Source organism: Pseudomonas sp. (assembly GCF_026224925.1).
Taxonomy (GTDB): domain Bacteria; phylum Pseudomonadota; class Gammaproteobacteria; order Pseudomonadales; family Pseudomonadaceae; genus Aquipseudomonas.
Map to the genome: position 1 here is coordinate 1 of NZ_JAMFRV010000689.1, position 16,342 is coordinate 16,342.

Annotated in this window: 15 protein-coding genes and 1 pseudogene; 7 read left to right on the forward strand and 9 right to left on the reverse strand. The window is 55.7% G+C overall.

Features of this window, described 5'->3' with window-relative positions; genetic code table 11:
* A pseudogene (locus M0974_RS28800) lies at nucleotides 1-251 on the forward strand (sugar ABC transporter substrate-binding protein); the annotation flags it as partial.
* Nucleotides 252-312: 61 nt separating this feature from the next.
* Nucleotides 313-1,086, forward strand: a complete 774-nt coding sequence (locus M0974_RS28805) for an L-iditol 2-dehydrogenase (RefSeq protein ID WP_297845101.1) — start codon at nucleotides 313-315, stop codon at nucleotides 1,084-1,086.
* Nucleotides 1,087-1,185: 99 nt separating this feature from the next.
* Here the strand turns inward: M0974_RS28805 and M0974_RS28810 are convergent, their stop codons facing one another.
* Together M0974_RS28810 and M0974_RS28815 are read right to left on the reverse strand one after the other, a co-directional pair.
* On the reverse strand, nucleotides 1,186-3,045 hold the full coding sequence (locus tag M0974_RS28810) for a hypothetical protein (protein ID WP_297845103.1): 1,860 nt from the start codon (nucleotides 3,043-3,045) through the stop codon (nucleotides 1,186-1,188).
* 391 nt (nucleotides 3,046-3,436) lie between these two features.
* Entirely contained in the window at nucleotides 3,437-5,335 is a 1,899-nt protein-coding gene (locus tag M0974_RS28815) for a tyrosine-protein phosphatase (RefSeq protein WP_297845126.1), read from the reverse strand.
* A 309-nt stretch (nucleotides 5,336-5,644) separates the two neighbouring features.
* On the opposite strand from M0974_RS28815, the gene M0974_RS28820 reads away from it, so the two are divergent.
* A complete protein-coding gene (locus M0974_RS28820; RefSeq protein WP_297845104.1) occupies nucleotides 5,645-6,121 on the forward strand; it encodes an SgcJ/EcaC family oxidoreductase in 477 nt (158 codons plus the stop codon).
* 98 nt (nucleotides 6,122-6,219) lie between these two features.
* Here M0974_RS28820 and M0974_RS28825 read toward each other — a convergent pair whose 3' ends face one another.
* A complete protein-coding gene (locus M0974_RS28825; RefSeq protein ID WP_297845106.1) occupies nucleotides 6,220-7,107 on the reverse strand; it encodes a DMT family transporter in 888 nt (295 codons plus the stop codon).
* A 210-nt stretch (nucleotides 7,108-7,317) separates the two neighbouring features.
* On the opposite strand from M0974_RS28825, the gene M0974_RS28830 reads away from it, so the two are divergent.
* Entirely contained in the window at nucleotides 7,318-8,193 is an 876-nt protein-coding gene (locus tag M0974_RS28830) for a LysR substrate-binding domain-containing protein (protein ID WP_297845108.1), read from the forward strand.
* On the opposite strand, the gene M0974_RS28835 is transcribed toward M0974_RS28830, so the two are convergent.
* From M0974_RS28835 to M0974_RS28850, 4 genes are read right to left on the reverse strand one after another with little or no spacing between them, the layout of a single operon-like run.
* Complete coding sequence (locus M0974_RS28835; RefSeq protein ID WP_297845109.1) at nucleotides 8,183-9,418, reverse strand: aminotransferase class III-fold pyridoxal phosphate-dependent enzyme; 1,236 nt, start codon at nucleotides 9,416-9,418, stop codon at nucleotides 8,183-8,185. The two genes, M0974_RS28830 and M0974_RS28835, sit on opposite strands and share 11 nt — an antisense overlap.
* A gap of 26 nt (nucleotides 9,419-9,444) precedes the next feature.
* A complete protein-coding gene (locus M0974_RS28840; protein ID WP_297845110.1) occupies nucleotides 9,445-10,731 on the reverse strand; it encodes a TRAP transporter large permease in 1,287 nt (428 codons plus the stop codon).
* Nucleotides 10,728-11,225 carry a TRAP transporter small permease gene (locus tag M0974_RS28845; protein ID WP_297845112.1) on the reverse strand — a complete coding sequence of 166 codons (498 nt, stop codon included), beginning with the start codon at nucleotides 11,223-11,225 and terminating at the stop codon, nucleotides 10,728-10,730. The genes M0974_RS28840 and M0974_RS28845 overlap by 4 nt, the downstream gene beginning before the upstream one ends.
* Before the next feature lie 3 nt (nucleotides 11,226-11,228).
* Nucleotides 11,229-12,224, reverse strand: a complete 996-nt coding sequence (locus M0974_RS28850) for a TRAP transporter substrate-binding protein (RefSeq protein WP_297845114.1) — start codon at nucleotides 12,222-12,224, stop codon at nucleotides 11,229-11,231.
* 396 nt (nucleotides 12,225-12,620) lie between these two features.
* On the opposite strand from M0974_RS28850, the gene M0974_RS28855 reads away from it, so the two are divergent.
* The gene (locus tag M0974_RS28855) at nucleotides 12,621-12,992 is read left to right on the forward strand and encodes a histone-like nucleoid-structuring protein, MvaT/MvaU family (RefSeq protein WP_297845116.1); all 372 of its coding nucleotides are present in this window, start codon (nucleotides 12,621-12,623) and stop codon (nucleotides 12,990-12,992) included.
* A gap of 205 nt (nucleotides 12,993-13,197) precedes the next feature.
* Here M0974_RS28855 and M0974_RS28860 read toward each other — a convergent pair whose 3' ends face one another.
* Both M0974_RS28860 and M0974_RS28865 read right to left on the reverse strand, forming a co-directional pair.
* Nucleotides 13,198-14,208, reverse strand: a complete 1,011-nt coding sequence (locus M0974_RS28860; RefSeq protein ID WP_297845118.1) for an aldo/keto reductase — start codon at nucleotides 14,206-14,208, stop codon at nucleotides 13,198-13,200.
* A 124-nt stretch (nucleotides 14,209-14,332) separates the two neighbouring features.
* Nucleotides 14,333-15,241 (reverse strand): LysR family transcriptional regulator, encoded by a 909-nt coding sequence (locus M0974_RS28865; protein ID WP_297845120.1) that lies wholly within the window; start codon nucleotides 15,239-15,241, stop codon nucleotides 14,333-14,335.
* A gap of 2 nt (nucleotides 15,242-15,243) precedes the next feature.
* Between M0974_RS28865 and M0974_RS28870 the strand changes: the two genes are divergently transcribed.
* Both M0974_RS28870 and M0974_RS28875 read left to right on the forward strand, forming a co-directional pair.
* Complete coding sequence (locus M0974_RS28870) at nucleotides 15,244-15,417, forward strand: hypothetical protein (protein WP_297845122.1); 174 nt, start codon at nucleotides 15,244-15,246, stop codon at nucleotides 15,415-15,417.
* A 10-nt stretch (nucleotides 15,418-15,427) separates the two neighbouring features.
* Nucleotides 15,428-16,207, forward strand: a complete 780-nt coding sequence (locus M0974_RS28875; protein ID WP_297845124.1) for a carboxymuconolactone decarboxylase family protein — start codon at nucleotides 15,428-15,430, stop codon at nucleotides 16,205-16,207.
* Nucleotides 16,208-16,342 lie beyond the last annotated feature (135 nt).

Here is a 16,342-nt window from a genome sequence, read left to right on the forward strand (position 1 = left end):
AGGCCACACCGTTCGCCAAAGTGACGCTGCAAATGATGCAAAACGCTGATCCCGCCCACCCTTCAGCCAAACCCGTGCCCTACGTCGGCATTCAGTACGTGACCATCCCCGAGTTTCAGGCGATCGGCACATCAGTGGGCAAGATATTCGCTGCAGCACTCACCGGACAAATGTCAGTTGAGCAAGCCCTGAGTTCAGCGCAATTGCTTACTGAGCGAGAAATGAAACGTGCGGGCTACCCCAAACAATAAAACTGCCACACGTTCACTGCCATCCATGGCCCTATTTTTCTAAAGACTGGATGAACACCACATGAAACGACTGGAAGGAAAGAGTGCGCTGATCACGGGTTCGGCTCGTGGCATCGGCCAAGTATTCGCCCAGGCTTACATCCGCGAAGGGGCCACGGTGGCCATCGCCGACATCGACTTTCAACGCGCGCAAGCGACAGCCAGCGAACTTGGCCCACATGCTTACGCGGTGAAAATGGACGTCACCGATCAAGCCTCCATTGATGCGGCAATTGCTGCTGTCACTGCAAAGATGGGTAAGCTCGACATATTGGTCAATAACGCCGCGCTGTTTGACCTGGCTCCGATCACCGACATCACCCGCGCCAGTTTCGAACGACTGTTTGCGATCAACGTGGCCGGCACCTTATTTACCCTACAAGCAGCCGCCAAACAGATGATCCGCCAAGGGCACGGCGGCAAAATCATCAATATGGCGAGCCAGGCCGGGCGCCGTGGTGAGCCCTTGGTTGCCGTCTACTGCGCGAGCAAGGCCGCTGTGATCAGCTTGACGCAATCGGCGGGATTGAACTTGATCAAACACGGGATCAACGTCAATGCAATTGCTCCGGGCGTTGTCGATGGAGAACACTGGGACGGCGTCGATGCGCTGTTCGCCAAATATGAAAACCGCCCCTTAGGCGAAAAAAAGAAACAGGTCGGCGAGGAAGTCCCCCTCGGTCGAATGGCCACTGCCGATGACCTGACAGGCATGGCGATATTCCTCGCCTCTTCAGACAGCGATTACATCGTTGCGCAGACCTACAACGTTGACGGGGGCAACTGGATGAGTTGATTGTGCGAATGGTCTAAAGCTAGCCGTTCGCACAGAGCAGCTCTGCTGCCCTTGCGGCGGCTGGTAAGTCGCTGCCTTCAAGGACAAAGCAGGTTAATTTTAAAGTTCCCTAGGTACCGACGCTTTAACCCGCAAGCTCAGCCCCTGATTAGGGTTGCTGACATCTATTGTATATCCCTCTGGGTTTTCATCGACGCTGTCGAGTTGCAAACGCCAATGCTGCTTCGATAGCGCTGGGTCCTCGAACTTGATTGAGATCGAGTCCATCGGCGCAAAGTCCGACAACCTGCGCTTTATTAGATTGAGCTCGTACGAGGAACCGTTTCCGTTACCGTAGTAAAAGTACACATAGGCCCCTGAACAAAGGGCCGTTTCCTGATAGGCACTGCCGGGGTAATAGAATCTCTGGCCGACTTGGAAAACATTATTGCTGTACCTGTCGACCACATGAGGCGCTTTCTTACCTTTGATCCAGCCAACATTGGACGGGCAGTCTATGTTGAGATTGCGCTCCTGGACAACGGCTGCCGCTTGAGCACGGCTTATAATGACGCCTTTGGTACTAAGTTCCTTAAGGTTCTGCGAGTAGATATCGGTGGGGCGTGCGCTCGGCAAACCGAGTGCTTTAAGCAGTGTCAGTCGGGGTTGCTCGAAATCCAGCCGGGAAGATGAATAATCTGGACAGTATCGGCCGGTGTAATTTTGTTTACGCCAAGACTGGTCGATGACCTGACGCCCGTCTGCGGCGAGTAACCGCATATGCAGGAGGTTTAGATCGCCGTTCAACTCAAGTGTTGCAAGGGCGTCTCCTTTTGCGGGAACAGATTCTAGCCACCGTTGAGTGCCGGTGTGGCTGAAAAAATAGTCGCGTCCTTCAACACGAAGAATCGGTATGCCCCACTCCAGCATGCCGTTTAGTTCCCCCGGCATAAATGCTTCGCCTAGAGGCTGAGAGGTGATGTACTTGATTTCAATGGGGCCCGCCAACGTCGCCAGCGGCTGGCCAACCTCAGTGAGTTCGTCCCTGCAAACAGGCCCTCGTTTAAAGACGACCTCGGCGAGGCGAGTACGCTCCTCGCTATTACCGCCCCTGTGGTCATACACCGTAAGTAAACCGACCATGCTGGCCGACAGCACACACACTAAAAGCCCAAAGGAACGATACCAACCACCATTGTTAAAGCTTGGGCGACTACCGTCCCTGATTTCGTGCGCACCTGCTGCTGCAACCATCAGAGCCAAGGCCATGATCCAGACCACCAAGCCCCAGCCATAGCCGTATAGCCCCGCTCCAACACCGAGACCTATATACGAAAACGCCGTGCTGAACGATAGCAATAGTGCCAGGATCGAGGGAATCATTGCGCTGCGCGACGTCACCAAACGCACGAAACTGAACAGGAAAAGTGGATTGGCGTACCAAGCGAACTGAAATCCCAGCGCCCCCAACCAGCCGATGCTTAGCAGGTAGTCGCCACGCATGACTTTATGTTGATCGAAATAAATGAACACGGGCAAAAATAGCGACACCAACCAGAGAGTCAGCGCAACGTGTGCAAGCGTTCTACTTGAAAGCACGCTGTTTGCCAACCGTAAACGGAGTGGTTGCTGCGCGACGCTTCCTTCATCATCAGGTACAGGCAGCTGCTCGCTATCCCCGAATAAACGATTGGCTTTTGCCTTCAGTGCGAAGGGAGTGATGAGACCCGCGTAAAACAACAGCAATGAAAGGCCACCGCGACCCGGCCCACCCCGCCAGAAAAACCCCAAGTACAAGCCAATAAATGCGGTACCCGCGACAATCCAATAGGTATAGACGGCAAAGTCTCTGGCGACGGGCGAGTCTTTCAGCGTGATTAACTTCTTCACCAGCGTAAGCACAAATACCAACAACGAACCGAGTAAAAAACCCCAAATGGCATAACGCACGATGAGGCTGAAACTAACCACAGCTAGCATGTGTCTTCCTTGTCTACGCGGTATCTTCCGATAATAGTGGCGAGCATACAGTTAAATGCGTAGAGGTCATCGCTAGTTCATTGCAAAGGACCCATTTTTTTACTGGCACAGCTTCGCGGTTTGCTTGCCGGCACCGCGGTGTCCACGCAATGGCATTTTCAATGCCGCTGTGGCGTTCACCTTTCCGATGGCGCTGGAAGAGATTGAGAAGCACATGAGGAAAGTGCTGTAAACGCGATGAGCGATCGGTCACTTCATCGGATGACAGCCAACTCCCAACAATAGCCAAGACGTGACCGGGAGTACCAGCCCCGGATGACCGCACCCCATATCAAGCCCCTATGCCCGGCGCTGTGCATAGGGACTGAGCCGCTCACGATCATTTACCCAGTTAGAAGGCAATACTCGCGGTCAAGTTGCCACCTACTCCACGGCTATCACCTCCACCCAGTACCTTTAAATCAGCGCCTAAGCTGACGGTGCCCAACGTCGCCGTCAGGTTCAGGCCCGCCTTATAAATATTGCGCGATTCGAATGCTGAACTCTGTTCGATACCCACGCCATAAATAGAGCCCTTGCTGGTGACACCGGGCTCATTCAAAGCGCGCTCATAACCCACATTCAACGCTGGGGTCAGACTCCAGGCGCCAAGCGGCTGGGATTCAAAAGTCACGTTCAAATCTGTCACCAAGCGGGTCAAGGTTTGGCTTGAACTGTCCACCTCCAGCGCTAGCTCACTGCCTTTTTCCTGAAACCCATCAAGTTTAAGGTGCGTCACTCGCACACCGATCTCGGGTTCGATGCGCATTGGCCCCTTGATCGCCAAATAGCCCAGGCTGGTCTTGGCGCTGTAAACCATTCCTTGAGTATCGCCTTTGGCCGATCCTAAATTGCCTCCTAGATCGCGTTTACTGTCGTAGTCCACGTAACCCGCGCTGGCCTGGATAGCAACGTAGGGCCCGAATTCCAAATCAACAAACCCATGTCTGCCGCCGATGTTGACGAAGGTGCTGTCAGTTTTGACGGTGCCTCCTGCCGAGCTTATCGATCCATTGTTGTAGCCAAACTCCCCATGCGCGCTGGTTTGCGCATCGAAACGATGGACGCCACCGACCAGTGTGCCGACAGAATGTTCGCCGCTGCTGGCCGCATGGTTTGAGCCCTCCGTGCCGAGGTAACCCGCCAAGGCGCTCATCCACATTGTCGACTGACCCGCCCGCAAGCTATTGCCGACACTATAGGACCGGATTGCGTCGTCGATCATCGCCGGTTGGCGCAGCAGATAACTCGCCGCGTCGGCATGCACTTGCCCGCCGACCTGTGTTTCGACACCGCCCAAGGTTCCGGCATCGATGGCCGATTGCAGGTAATAGTTGTAGGCGGTGTAGCGGCCCGACAGCGCGGTGTCTTGCAATGCATTGAGCAAACCGGCTCCGGCGGCAGCATTGCCACGCAAAAATTGTTCATCGGGCAGCAATGCGTAACGAACCAGCTTCCCGCGCAGCACGTAAATAGTGGCTTGATCCAGGCCCAGTCCTTCTTTGAGGTAGTTATCCATGGTGCCGTAGCTGGCTGCCACTTGATCGAGCCCCGCCTGTAAGTAACTGGCATCGACGCCGAGCAGCGGCTCGTAAATCGCAGCCAATTCGGGTGATACGTGGTTTAGCTGCGCCAACGTCGCCGCTACGCGCTCAGCGGTATAAATGTTCGTCGCCAAGTAGTCGCTCATTACCGTAGCCGGGTCCACCCCGGCTAAGGTCTGCAGCACAGCCGCAGTCCAACCCGTACGGTCCTTGCCCGCAGTGCAATGGAAGAGTGCGGCATCACCGCTACCGGCCAACTCACGGAATAATTGTCCAAAACTCGAACGCACCCCGTTATCGGTAACAAACGAGCGGTTCATGTCCTGCATCAAACTCACTGCACCTGCCGCGGAGGTAGGCATAAAGCCTTCACTGTTTGCTGTCCCGAGAATGTTGATGTGGGTGTATAGGCTGCCTGCAGGCAATGTGTCCGGTGTATCGGCTATTTCTCCGGGCGTACGTAAGTCAAAGACATTGCTGATATTTAGCGCATTGAGCACCGCAAGGTCAGTGCCGGCAGGTGTCAGTGCATTGGAGCGATAAAATACCCCGCCGCGCAATGTGCCACCGTTGCTGGTGGCATACGCTGTTGAGGTGCCAGCAACGTCACGGAAATTGTCTATCGAGCTTAAGCTGGGAGTATTCAAAAGACTGTCGCCTGCAAGAGCACTGGCGGTTTGCAGACAAAAAATGGAAGAGAAACACACTTTCTGGAAATATTTCAAGGTAATGCCTTGGTGTTATTAGAATGAACGACAAGTGTGGATTATCATTACTGCAGATATATTTCTTAAACAAAGAAAATATTAATGTTTAATTTTAAACATTAATTATCGAAACTTAACGATACAATTTTAATGCATGTATTTAAAGTAATCTCAGTGATTACCCATAAGTCGAAACACTGTAAGGCGGTGGGCTCTGAAACAGCAGGCACGCCCCAAATAAACTCATTTTCATGATCCCCGTCAGCAGTCAGTGATACGTTACAGCGAGACATCACAGGAGACTCTGCAATGAAAATTCCAACGTGCATCGCCGCCGTCAGTCTGTTCACTGCAATATTGGCATCAACATCAGTTTTTGCGGCAGACGCCAACGAAGCTGAACTCAACGCTGCGGCTGTCGATCTCGGGCATCGCTACGATGCCAGCTATGCCGCCAAAGACCCGTCAGCGATGGCCGCACTCTATGCCACAGACGGTATATTGGTCTCGCCTTCAGGTCCCATCGTTCGCGGTCGAACTGAACTGCACGACTATTACGTGAAGCGCTTTGCCTCGGGCGCTCAAGGCCATGCAATTACCGTGAAAGAAGTGCACGTGAAGGGGGATGGCGGATATGGGATAGCTGACTTTTCCGTCACCGTGCCAGGCAAGAAAGGTGCACTTCATAAAGAGAGTGGCAAAATCGTTGCGATCTATCAGCATGACGCAGACGGTTGGCATCTGAGTTTGGTGCAGCCCAGTGTCCCAGCAGGCAAGCACGCTTGAGATAGATCAAGTACAAAGCGCGCTCCCGGCTTACCGGCATGCGCGCCGCTGGCCTCGCCGCAAGGTGTCATCAAGCGCTTTCAGTACGTCGTTTTTGATTAACGAGTTGAGCGTCGTTGCTGCCAGGCAGCGCCCAAACCGCTCAAGCAAATAATGGCAATACCCAGTTGCGCCGTGAGTGAGGGCGCATGGGAGAACACGATAAAACCCAGCAACCCGGCAAAAACAATCTGGCAATAACTAAACGGCGCCAGCAACGCAGGGGCGGCGAATCGAAACGCCTGGGTCAGCAATAGGTGCGCAACCATCCCGCAGGCTCCGAGCGCGAGCATGAATGGCAAGTGCTTAAGCTCCGGTGTTTGCCAGAAAAACGGTACAAGCGCGCTCATCAACAGCGTATTGAACAATCCCGCGAAGAAATTGCTAGTGGTTGGAGAGTCATGCGCGCTGACCATGCGGGTCAGTAACTGATAGAACGCAAAACACGTCGCTGAACCTAACGGCAAAAAGACCGCCGGGGTAAAGAGCTCGCCTCCTGGGTGCACGATAATGACGACCCCGATAAAGCCCACCAGCACCGCGACCCATTGGGCGCGACTAACGCGCTCACCCAGCAAGGGTACCGACAGGGCTGTGACCAGTAACGGCGCAAGGAAGTTGACCGCAGTAGCTTCTGCCAGGGGAATGAACATCAAACCGGTGGTAAACAAAAGGCTGGTTCCCAGCAAGCAAGTGGCACGCAACGCCTGCAAACCCGGGCGTTTGGTACGAAGAACCCGCAGCCCGGCCGAGGGCATGAAAATGCACGCCATCAAAAACGTGTGGATCAGGTATCGCACCCAGACCACCATGATGATTGGGTAAAAACCGGACAAATATTTGGACAACGTGTCATGGGTAGAAAATAGAAGCGTCGCCAATACGATAACGGCAATGCCCTTCAGCGGCTGGTTAACGCCGGACAACGGCGTACTGACGTTCCCCATCAGGCTTTGCTAGCCACGTTAATACTTGCTCCAGCGTCGCACCCTTCGCAACGTATTTTCATGCCGGCTTCGTGTCGTTGTTTTTCATCCATTACAGAATCCTTTTTATCTATTTAACCCAAGCTGTTCGACCACTGCACGTTCCCTATCCCCCGGAACATAACTTGCATCTTGCCATTGCTTGCCGTCTTTTATGTGAGGTTTTTACCCATGCGCCATTTGGATACCGAGACATTGGCCGCGTTCGTTGCAGTCATCGACAACGGTGGCTTTACCGCCGCCGGTGCCCGTATCGGAAAAACCCAAGCGGCCGTCAGTCTAATGCTCGGGCGACTGGAAAGTCGCGTGGGACGCAAGTTGATCGAACGTTCGCGACGCGGGGTGAAACTCACTGAGTATGGAGAACAACTGATCGGTTACGCCCGGCGCATCCAAATCCTCGAAGATGAAGCGTTCTTGGCGCTGCAAGGCGAAACCGAAGCCCTGCGAATCCGCATCGGGATGCCAGATGATTATCTCGAAAGCATCGGCTGTGTCCTGACGCAGGGCTTTAACGTGCGTCACCCACAGCTCCAAGTGGAAATTATCTGCGACTTCTCCAGCCGTCTAGAAACCATGCTCGCCAACGGCAGTATCGACCTTGCCATCGTTACCCGCGCTGACGGTCGAGAGAACGGCGACCTGCTGCGCAGCGAAGCACAGTTATGGTGCGCTGCGCCCGGCCATTACCCGGAACGGAGCAGCGTGCTGCCACTGTCATTGTTCGCCGACAGCTGCCGCGCGCGTCCACGAATTCTAGAGGCATTGGACAACGCCAACCAACCGTGGCGAGTGGTCAGTTCATCGTCACACCTGCCCGGCGTGCTGTATCCCGTTCGCTCCGGCACGGCGGTTACGGTGTTGCCCGCCTCAGTAATACCTGCCGGTTGGCGCATCCTCAACGGTTGCGAAAAGTTACCTGCCCTGCCCGCTCTGGACTTAGCCCTTGTTGTCGCACAGAACGCGCACCTCAGCGCGCGGCGCCTGGCGCAGTTTGTTCGCGAACATTTCCAGCAAGGCATCGAGGCGTGCGCCGTCAGCGCTTGAGCATTTGTTTAGCGGCGCCGGCATAGGCTTGACGTAGGGTCTCGAACGCCGTTTGGTCATGGGCGAACGTCAGATAAATTCGGCCATAAGCGAACGGCATGCTCATCACACCCTGTTTGCGCAGGGCTACGTGCAGGTCAAGCGTCCATTGGTTGTCGGCAATGTGGCTGGCCTCAGCATAATCACGTGGCGCTGTAGGGCTGTTCCATAAAGTGAATACCGTGCCATATCCGCTGGTGCTGATGTGCGCGCCCTGTGCCGCAAAAGCCTGGCCGATGTCTTCTCGTAGCTGATCGCCGCGAGCCAACAGGCCCGGATAATCGCATTTCTCAAGCCGAGTCAACGACGCCAGCACCGCCGCGCATGCCGGTGGCGCGCCGCTGTAGGTGCCTGCGCGGACGATTCGGCCCCGCTCAAACAAGTTCATTATTTCTGGCTTGCCCACCAGCGCCGCCACAGGCACTCCACTGCCTATTGCTTTACCCAGTGTTGCCAAGTCCGGGTCCGCGCCGAGCAAAGTACCGCTCAGGCCGCAGTGCAGGCGAAAGCCCATGAGCACTTCATCAAGAACCACCAGGGCGCCATGTTGATGCGCCAGATCGCTCAACGCCTTGAGGTAACCGGGCGCCGGAACTACACAACCGGCGTTGGCCAATACAGGTTCAATAACGATGGCTGCAATGTCCGTGTGTTCCCGAAACAGCTGTTCGGCGTCTGCCAAGTCGTTGTACCGCAGCAGCAAGATCCCGTCACGATGCGGTCGGACGCCGCCGGCCATCTCGGCGGCGCCGCTGCCGGCGTTGCCGAAGGCGACCTGGTCGTACCACCCGTCATAGCCTGCAGCGAATTTGACGATCAACTGGCGCCCCGTCGCTACCCTTGCGGTACGGCAGGCCAAGTGCACTGCTTCGCTGCCGGTATTAAGGAAAATCACCTTGCTCAGTTCGCCGGTAAACCGCGCCAACATAGCGGCGGCCGCCTCTTCCGCTTCATGGGCGAACGACGGCATAGGTCCGTTGCGCAATGCGATACACGTTGCATCTACAACCGCCGTGTCTGCATGACCGAGCATGCTCGCGCCAAAACCCAAGGCCGTATCGACATAGCGTGCGCCCTGCATATCCCACAAGTACGGGCCCTGAGAGCGCAGCACTTGGAAAGACTTGCCGTCAATTTTTGGCAAGGCTCGGCCAGCGCTGGAAATTCCACCGATAAGATGTGTCATGTGTGTTCTCAATCAAAAAGTGGAGTTCAGTAACCCATGATCCGTGGCAGCCACTGGGTCAGGCCGGGAAAGGCGATCAGCAGGCCGATGGCTACGGCGGTGGCGCCCCAGAAGGGAATCAGGCGCCGCGAAACCGAACCAATGTCGACGCGCCCGACGTTGCACACGACAAAAATGTTGGTGCCAATCGGCGGCGTAAACAGGCCCCAGCCCAGGGTCATGGTGAAAATCAAACCGATTTGATAGGGCTCGAAACCGGCCGCCTTGGCCACCGGCACCAGGATCGGCGCGAGGATGATCATCGCCGGGCCGAGGTCAAGCCAGAAGCCAACCACCTTCAGCACCAGCACGACCAACAGGATGGTCGCGATGGGTCCGGCATGAATGCCGACGATCCACGACGCCACGGTGTGCGGCACCAACTCGAAGGTGAGGATCCAGCCAAACGGCATCGCCACTGCCATGATGATCATCACCGAGCCGGTGATGATCACTGACTCGGTCATCGCCGGGAACAGGTCGCGCCAGCTCAATTGGCGATAGACCACTGTGCCAACAAACAGCGCATACAGCACCGACAGCGAAGCCGCTTCCGTGGCTGTAGCAAAACCACTGGCAATCGAACCCAGCACCATAATCGGCATCAGCAAGGCTGGCGACGCACCCCATAGATCGCGCAGCAGGTCACGCAGAACAAAGGGCTCCTCGCTTTTAGGGAAGCGCTCCTTCAGCCCGATCAAGTAAGCCGTGATCATGAACGTCGCCGCCAACATCACGCCCGGCAACACGCCGGCCATGAACAAACCGCCGATGGAGGTGTTGGTCAATACGCCGTACATGATCAGGATCACGCTGGGCGGCACGATGATACCCAAGGTGCCAGAGGCTGCCGTCACCGCTGCGGCGAAAGCCCGTGGGTAGCCGCGGGCTTCCATGACCGGAATCATCACCTTGGCCACTGTGCCAGTGTCGGCAGTGGCCGAGCCGGTCAGGCCGCCATAAACGAACGCTGTCGCCACGTTGACCAGCCCCAAGCCCCCACGCAGGCGGCCGAAGCAATGCTCGGCGATGCGCATGATGCGTAAGGTCAGGCCACCACGGTTCATCAGCTCACCGGCCAACAGGAACAGAGGAATCGAGGCCAAGGTCGATGAGTCGGCGCCGCGTATGGTTTGTTGCGCCAGCCACGCGATTGGCAGGTGCAAATCGCCAAACACCAGTGCTGCGATGCTGCCGCCCGCCATGGCCCAAACAACCGGCAAGCCGGCCATCAACAGAATGAAGAATGCGAGGACCAGAATCAGTACGGTCACTTGACCTGCTCCCGGCGGGTGTACAGACGGCCCAGACGCACCAGCGCGATGATCGCCAGCATGCTTGCCGCGCTAATCAGTGCCAGGGTGGTCAATCCCGCCGGCCAGCGCAGTACCGGGGTTGGCGTCCAACCGGAACGCATCAAGACCGCGCTGGCGCTGTACAGCAACCAACCGCTGATCACCAACAGCGCAACACTGGCCAACGCATCTAGCGCAGCCCGCGCCGGTGCGGGCAACATCGACACCAGCCCGAGGAAACGAACGTTTTCATCGCGCAGTTCCGCCAGCACGGTGCCAATGAACGTCACCCAGATGAAGGCCAACGTCGCGATCTCGAACGACCACTCAAAGCCATGCAGGTTGAAGTAACGGGAGAACACGCCAGCCAGGGTCGCAAGCAAGGTGATCATGAACATCACGACCCCCACCACGGCTAACAGCCGCTCGGGCCGCGAGCGTAATCGTTGGTCAAGGTGCAGGGTCTCAGACATGGGTTATTTACCCTGTATGTCTTGGCGCAGTTTGGCGACAAACTCGACGCCCCAGGTTTTGCCGAACTGGTCGTACACAGGGCCGCTCATGGCGCGGAAGGCAGTCGGGTCGACTTCGTTGAACTTGACGCCTTTGCCTTGCATTTCTTTCTGAATTTTCGCGTACACGGCGTCAAGCTGCGAGCGATACCAGACAGTGGTGTCGGCGACGGCCTTGGTCAATACCGCACGTTCCTGTTCACTAAGTGCCTCGTACTTGTCCTTGTTCATGAACCAGAAGTTAGCCGACCAGACGTAGTTGGACAGGGAGACATACTTGGCGACTTCGTACCATTTCTGGTCGTAGAAATCTCGCAGCTCGGGTTCTACACCGTCTACAACGCCAGATTGCAGTGAGGTGTAGACCTCTCCGAACGGGATGGATTGGCCCAGCGCGCCAAGTTGCTTAATGGTCGCCAGAATCACCGGGTTAGGTGGCGTGCGAATTTTCAGTCCCGCCAAGTCGGCTGGCTTGATCACGGGATGTTTGCTGTTGGCGAATTGACGGAAGCCAGAGTCCAGAGCCGCGAGCATGACGAAGCCGTGATCCTGGCCCATGGTCAGGAACTGCTTGCCCGCCGGGCTATCGAGGTACGCATGCACTGCGGCGCCGTCTTTAAACAGAAACGGCAGTGACAACGCGTTGAGTCGTGGGTCGATGCCATCGGCCGATCCACCCAGACCGATATCAATCGCGCCGGCGCCTACGGAGTCGACGATCGGTGCTTCATCGCCCAGTTGGCCGTCCGGATAAAGCTGCACATTCAGCTCACCCCCAGTGTCTTTGCTGACCTGAGCGGCGAAGCGCACCATTGCCTGGTTGATCAGGCTGTCGGTGCTGGACGCATGGGCCAAGCGCAAGGTTTCGGCAGCAGTAGCGCTACCCATCGAAGAGATAAGCACCACTGCGAGCAGGCTCGACAACAAACGGGAAGCAGGGAACGCTTGCAGGAAGGACATAACCAATACCTCGTGGATTACTGTTGCTAGATTTATCCGTTTTACGAGGCGACGGGTCAACAAAAGCATAGAGTTTGGCGATTAAGATGTTTAATGCAGGTATACATTTTTTTATCGGCGACCTCTGAGGAGCCCAACACTGATGCTAAGTAGGCTTGAACCGCCGTCTTGATTAGTGGCGATAGAACGACCACGTGGCGGGTGGTCACAATCGAGCAGCACAAAAGCTCTTGTTATTTACGTAACATTTACTAAAACATCGTCGGATGTAAATCCACATCGATACCTGCAAAACTTCGCATCTGTCCCTGAAACTAACAAAGATTTCACCACCTGCCTGATACGCTTATATTATAATTAGCTAAACCCTTACCATGCCGATTAATGGAGTACCCCATGTCAAAACTCGCAGAATTCCGCCAGCTCGAACGCCTCTTGGCTGAACAGCTCCAAGCTCTGGAAGCCATGAAAAGCGACAAAGGCCTCGAAGCGGAGATTGAATTTGAAGGCAAACTGCGCACTCTCCTCGGCGAATACAGTAAAAGCCTGAGGGACGTCGTAGCAATCCTCGACCCACACCCTACCGTTAAGGGCGTGAAGACTGGCGCAACCTCGGAGAAAGTTACGCGCCGTGCTCGTACGCTGAAGGTATACAACAACCCGCTCACCGGTGAGTCCATCGAAACTAAGGGCGGCAACCACAAGCTTTTGAAAGCTTGGAAAAGCGAGCATGGCTCGGATAAAGTTGAATCGTGGCTTAAGCGCTAATAGCTGTCTGCCACAAGTAGACCGTGCCATTCACACCGTGATCAGTCGCTCATATCCCGCGTCGAATGCTTAATAGCATCGACACGGACAAGCGTCTCCTCACGTTCGATGGCGCGAAACTACAGATGGCTGGCCTGTAATACTTTTTTTACGGCTTCCTACGACATCCACACCTAGTCGCAAGTCATCACCTGCTGACGTTGCGTTATCCACACTTGCGGCCTTGTACCGGATAACCTGGATCGGTGTAGCCGTGCTTTGAGGTATGACCCGGCACAACCAGGCTATCGACTAGTTTCTCGTCCGCTGCGTCGAGTTGCAGGCTGAGTGCATCTATATAGCTGTCCCACTGGGCTTCAGTTCTAGGACCGGCAATGGTAGCGCTGATCAATTTGTTTTTCAGCACCCAGGCCAGTGCAAATGCGATCGAAGTAGTTCCTCGTTCGGCTGCATGCCGGGCAATTGTTTGTGCAATCTCTAGCGACTCCGGACGCCATTCGGTTTGCTGCAAGCGTTTGTCACCGCGACCCGCTCGGGAGTCGGCGGGTGCAGGAGTGTCGATACCGTACTTGCCGCTCAAAACACCGCGCGCCAATGGGCTGTAAGAAACCACCCCCAGACCGTATTGCTCGGCGGCGGGAAGTTGCTCAACCTCGGCGCTGCGATCAACGATGTTGTAGAGCGGCTCACTGGCAACCGGACGTTCAATGCCCAACTGATCGGCGATTCGGACCATCTCGGCGATACGCCAGCCATGGAAGTTGGAGACGCCGTAATAGCGGATCTTGCCTTGCCGGATCAGGTCGTCAACGGCCCGTATGCCCTCTTCCATCGGCGCGTCAGTCAACGCCCGGTGAAAATACAGAACATCAATGTAGTCAGTGCCCAACCGTTTTAGGCTCGCTTCAACCGATTGAATGATCCACTTGCGCGACTGGCCCTGCTCATTTGGACCTTGAGTGGTGGGTGTCGGGTAGCCGAACTTGGTAGCTACCACCCAGCTGTCGCGCCGATCAGCGATGGAACGACCCACGACCTCTTCAGATTTACCCGAGTGGTAAGCGTCGGCGGTATCGATGAAGTTGACGCCCTGCTCGAAAGCTTTATCGATGATGCGCTTGGACGTGGGCTCATCGGTTTCACCGCCAAACATCATTGCGCCTAAACACAGTGGCGACACCTTCAGGGCACTGCGACCCAGGTAACGATAATTCATAAATGATCCTCTTTAAGGTCTGGGAAATTCATTAACCGCCATCCTAGAGGCAAATTTATTATTGAATAAGACCAAAACAAAGGATGCAGTTATGAGGCTGGCTCATATATACAACAGCCTGCTGTCACCTAGCTAATCCGGTGCCCGTGTAACGCAGCGCTTCGACTACCAACGCCAACGCGCGGGAGGATTGTCGGCGGCTCGGGTAGTAAAGGTGCAGCCCCGGAAACGTCGGGTACCACTCTTCCATCACCCAGCACAGCCGTCCGGCAGCAACGTACGGTTCGGCTAGGTCATGGGGGATATAGGCAACGCCACAACCTGCCAATGCCGCCTCAAGCATTTGATACGAGCTGTTTAGGGTAACTTGGCCTTCAACACGCACCTGTATTTCGTTTTTGCCGTTCGCCAACTCCCAGGCATAACATCCACCATGGGTTGGTAAACGAAGATTGATGCAATTGTGTTCGGCCAAATCCTCTGGCGTAAGAGGTGGCCGGCGATCTTCAAAATAGGACGGGGCTGCAACAATCGCCATCTGCATATCAGGTGCAATGCGCACCGCAATCATGTCCTTGGCCACCTGGTCACCGAGGCGCACGCCGATGTCATAGCGCTCGGCCACAATGTCTGTCAGCCCGTACTCGGTCATGATCTCGATTTTAATGTCTGGGTATTCCCGCAACAGCTTCGACAGCCGTGGCCACAAAATCGAGCTGGCGACGTAATCGGTGGCAGTGATGCGGATAGTGCCCCGAGGTTTGTCGCGCAGCTCCAGCACCTCTGCCAGATCAGCGTCGATCTCTTCAAACCGTGGGGCGAGGTTGATAAACAAACGCTCGCCGGCCTCGGTAGGCGAAACACTGCGGGTCGTACGCGTCAGAAGGCGCACCCCCAAGCGCGTTTCAAGCGCCCTGATGGTATGGCTTAACGCCGACTGAGAAACGCCGAGTTGCGCGGCTGCACGGGTAAAGCTTCGTTCCCGGGCAACGGCGATGAACGCCAGCAGATCGTTGTAATTGTCCCGAGCCATTCATGAGCACCCATCACCTATTCGCCCGATTACACCATGAAACGTTTATGGCGGCGCTTCATTCTCCGGTTCGTGCGGCTTTAAACGCATTAATGAACCCTGTTCATAACGCCATCCTGCTTATTGATCTTAATCAATTCGGTGCATTTACCTACTATGGCGCTGCTGACCAATAGGGTTTAATTGATGAAATTACTAGCCGCCACATTCGCAACGCTATTCTTTGCTGCCGCGGCAGAGAGCAATCAGGACAAAGCCAAACCGGACTCCAAACCTTCGGTCGACATACAGGAAGTCACTCCGCAGCTGTACGCCTATACGGCTGATCTGTTATTCGGCGAGGTCTGGAAACGCAATGAGTTGTCTCCCCGCGACCGCAGTCTGATCACCATTGCTGCACTGGTGGCCACCGGGCAAACCGCCCAAATGCCGGGGCACTTCAAACTTGGCCCGGACAACGGGCTGAAGCCCAGCGAAATCAGCGCAATAATTACCCACCTTGCGTTCTATGCCGGTTGGCCTAACGCAATGTCGGCCGCAGGTGTTGCCAAGACCGTATTTACCGAGCGGGGGTTTACTTGCGAACAGATACTGCCAACGCCATCAGAGCCGTTGACGCTGGAGCCGGTAAGCGAAGGCAAACGCCGGGCGCTGGTGGACGCTTCAGTGGGGGCAGTAGCCCCGGGCCTTGCGCACTTCACTAATGACATCTTGTTCAATGATCTTTGGCGGCGAACCGACCTGGCATCCAGAGATCGCAGCCTGATAACCGTGGCCGCACTCATCGCGCAAAATCAGGTGGCGCAACTCCCATTCCACCTGAACCGGGCCATGGATAATGGCTTGACCCAAACCCAGGCCGCAGAGGTCGTCACCCACCTGGCGTTTTACGTCGGATGGCCGAAAGCTATGTCAGCCGTTCCTGTCCTGAAAGACGTGTTCGAGTCTCGAGTGAGTAAGGGCTGATTACCTGAACCTACGATCATCGCCCCCTAAGAAGTCATCGCGCAGATCGCAACGATTCAACGCTCCGAACTCGACCACTCTCGCACCGCCTGTACAAATATTCGCAGCGCCATCGGCGGATGGCGATTAGCTGGG

Bases quoted from the DNA above. Each gene is read 5' to 3' on its own strand.
- M0974_RS28870 (WP_297845122.1), top strand. From the start codon at position 15,244: ATGAGCACCCATCACCTATTCGCCCGATTACACCATGAAACGTTTATG.
- M0974_RS28820 (WP_297845104.1), top strand. From the start codon at position 5,645: ATGAAAATTCCAACGTGCATCGCCGCCGTCAGTCTGTTCACTGCAATA.
- M0974_RS28830 (WP_297845108.1), top strand. From the start codon at position 7,318: ATGCGCCATTTGGATACCGAGACATTGGCCGCGTTCGTTGCAGTCATC.
- M0974_RS28825 (WP_297845106.1), bottom strand. From the start codon at position 7,107: ATGGGGAACGTCAGTACGCCGTTGTCCGGCGTTAACCAGCCGCTGAAG.
- M0974_RS28805 (WP_297845101.1), top strand. From the start codon at position 313: ATGAAACGACTGGAAGGAAAGAGTGCGCTGATCACGGGTTCGGCTCGT.
- M0974_RS28860 (WP_297845118.1), bottom strand. From the start codon at position 14,208: ATGAATTATCGTTACCTGGGTCGCAGTGCCCTGAAGGTGTCGCCACTG.
- M0974_RS28845 (WP_297845112.1), bottom strand. From the start codon at position 11,225: ATGTCTGAGACCCTGCACCTTGACCAACGATTACGCTCGCGGCCCGAG.
- M0974_RS28810 (WP_297845103.1), bottom strand. From the start codon at position 3,045: ATGCTAGCTGTGGTTAGTTTCAGCCTCATCGTGCGTTATGCCATTTGG.
- M0974_RS28835 (WP_297845109.1), bottom strand. From the start codon at position 9,418: ATGACACATCTTATCGGTGGAATTTCCAGCGCTGGCCGAGCCTTGCCA.
- M0974_RS28875 (WP_297845124.1), top strand. From the start codon at position 15,428: ATGAAATTACTAGCCGCCACATTCGCAACGCTATTCTTTGCTGCCGCG.
- M0974_RS28865 (WP_297845120.1), bottom strand. From the start codon at position 15,241: ATGGCTCGGGACAATTACAACGATCTGCTGGCGTTCATCGCCGTTGCC.
- M0974_RS28855 (WP_297845116.1), top strand. From the start codon at position 12,621: ATGTCAAAACTCGCAGAATTCCGCCAGCTCGAACGCCTCTTGGCTGAA.
- M0974_RS28850 (WP_297845114.1), bottom strand. From the start codon at position 12,224: ATGTCCTTCCTGCAAGCGTTCCCTGCTTCCCGTTTGTTGTCGAGCCTG.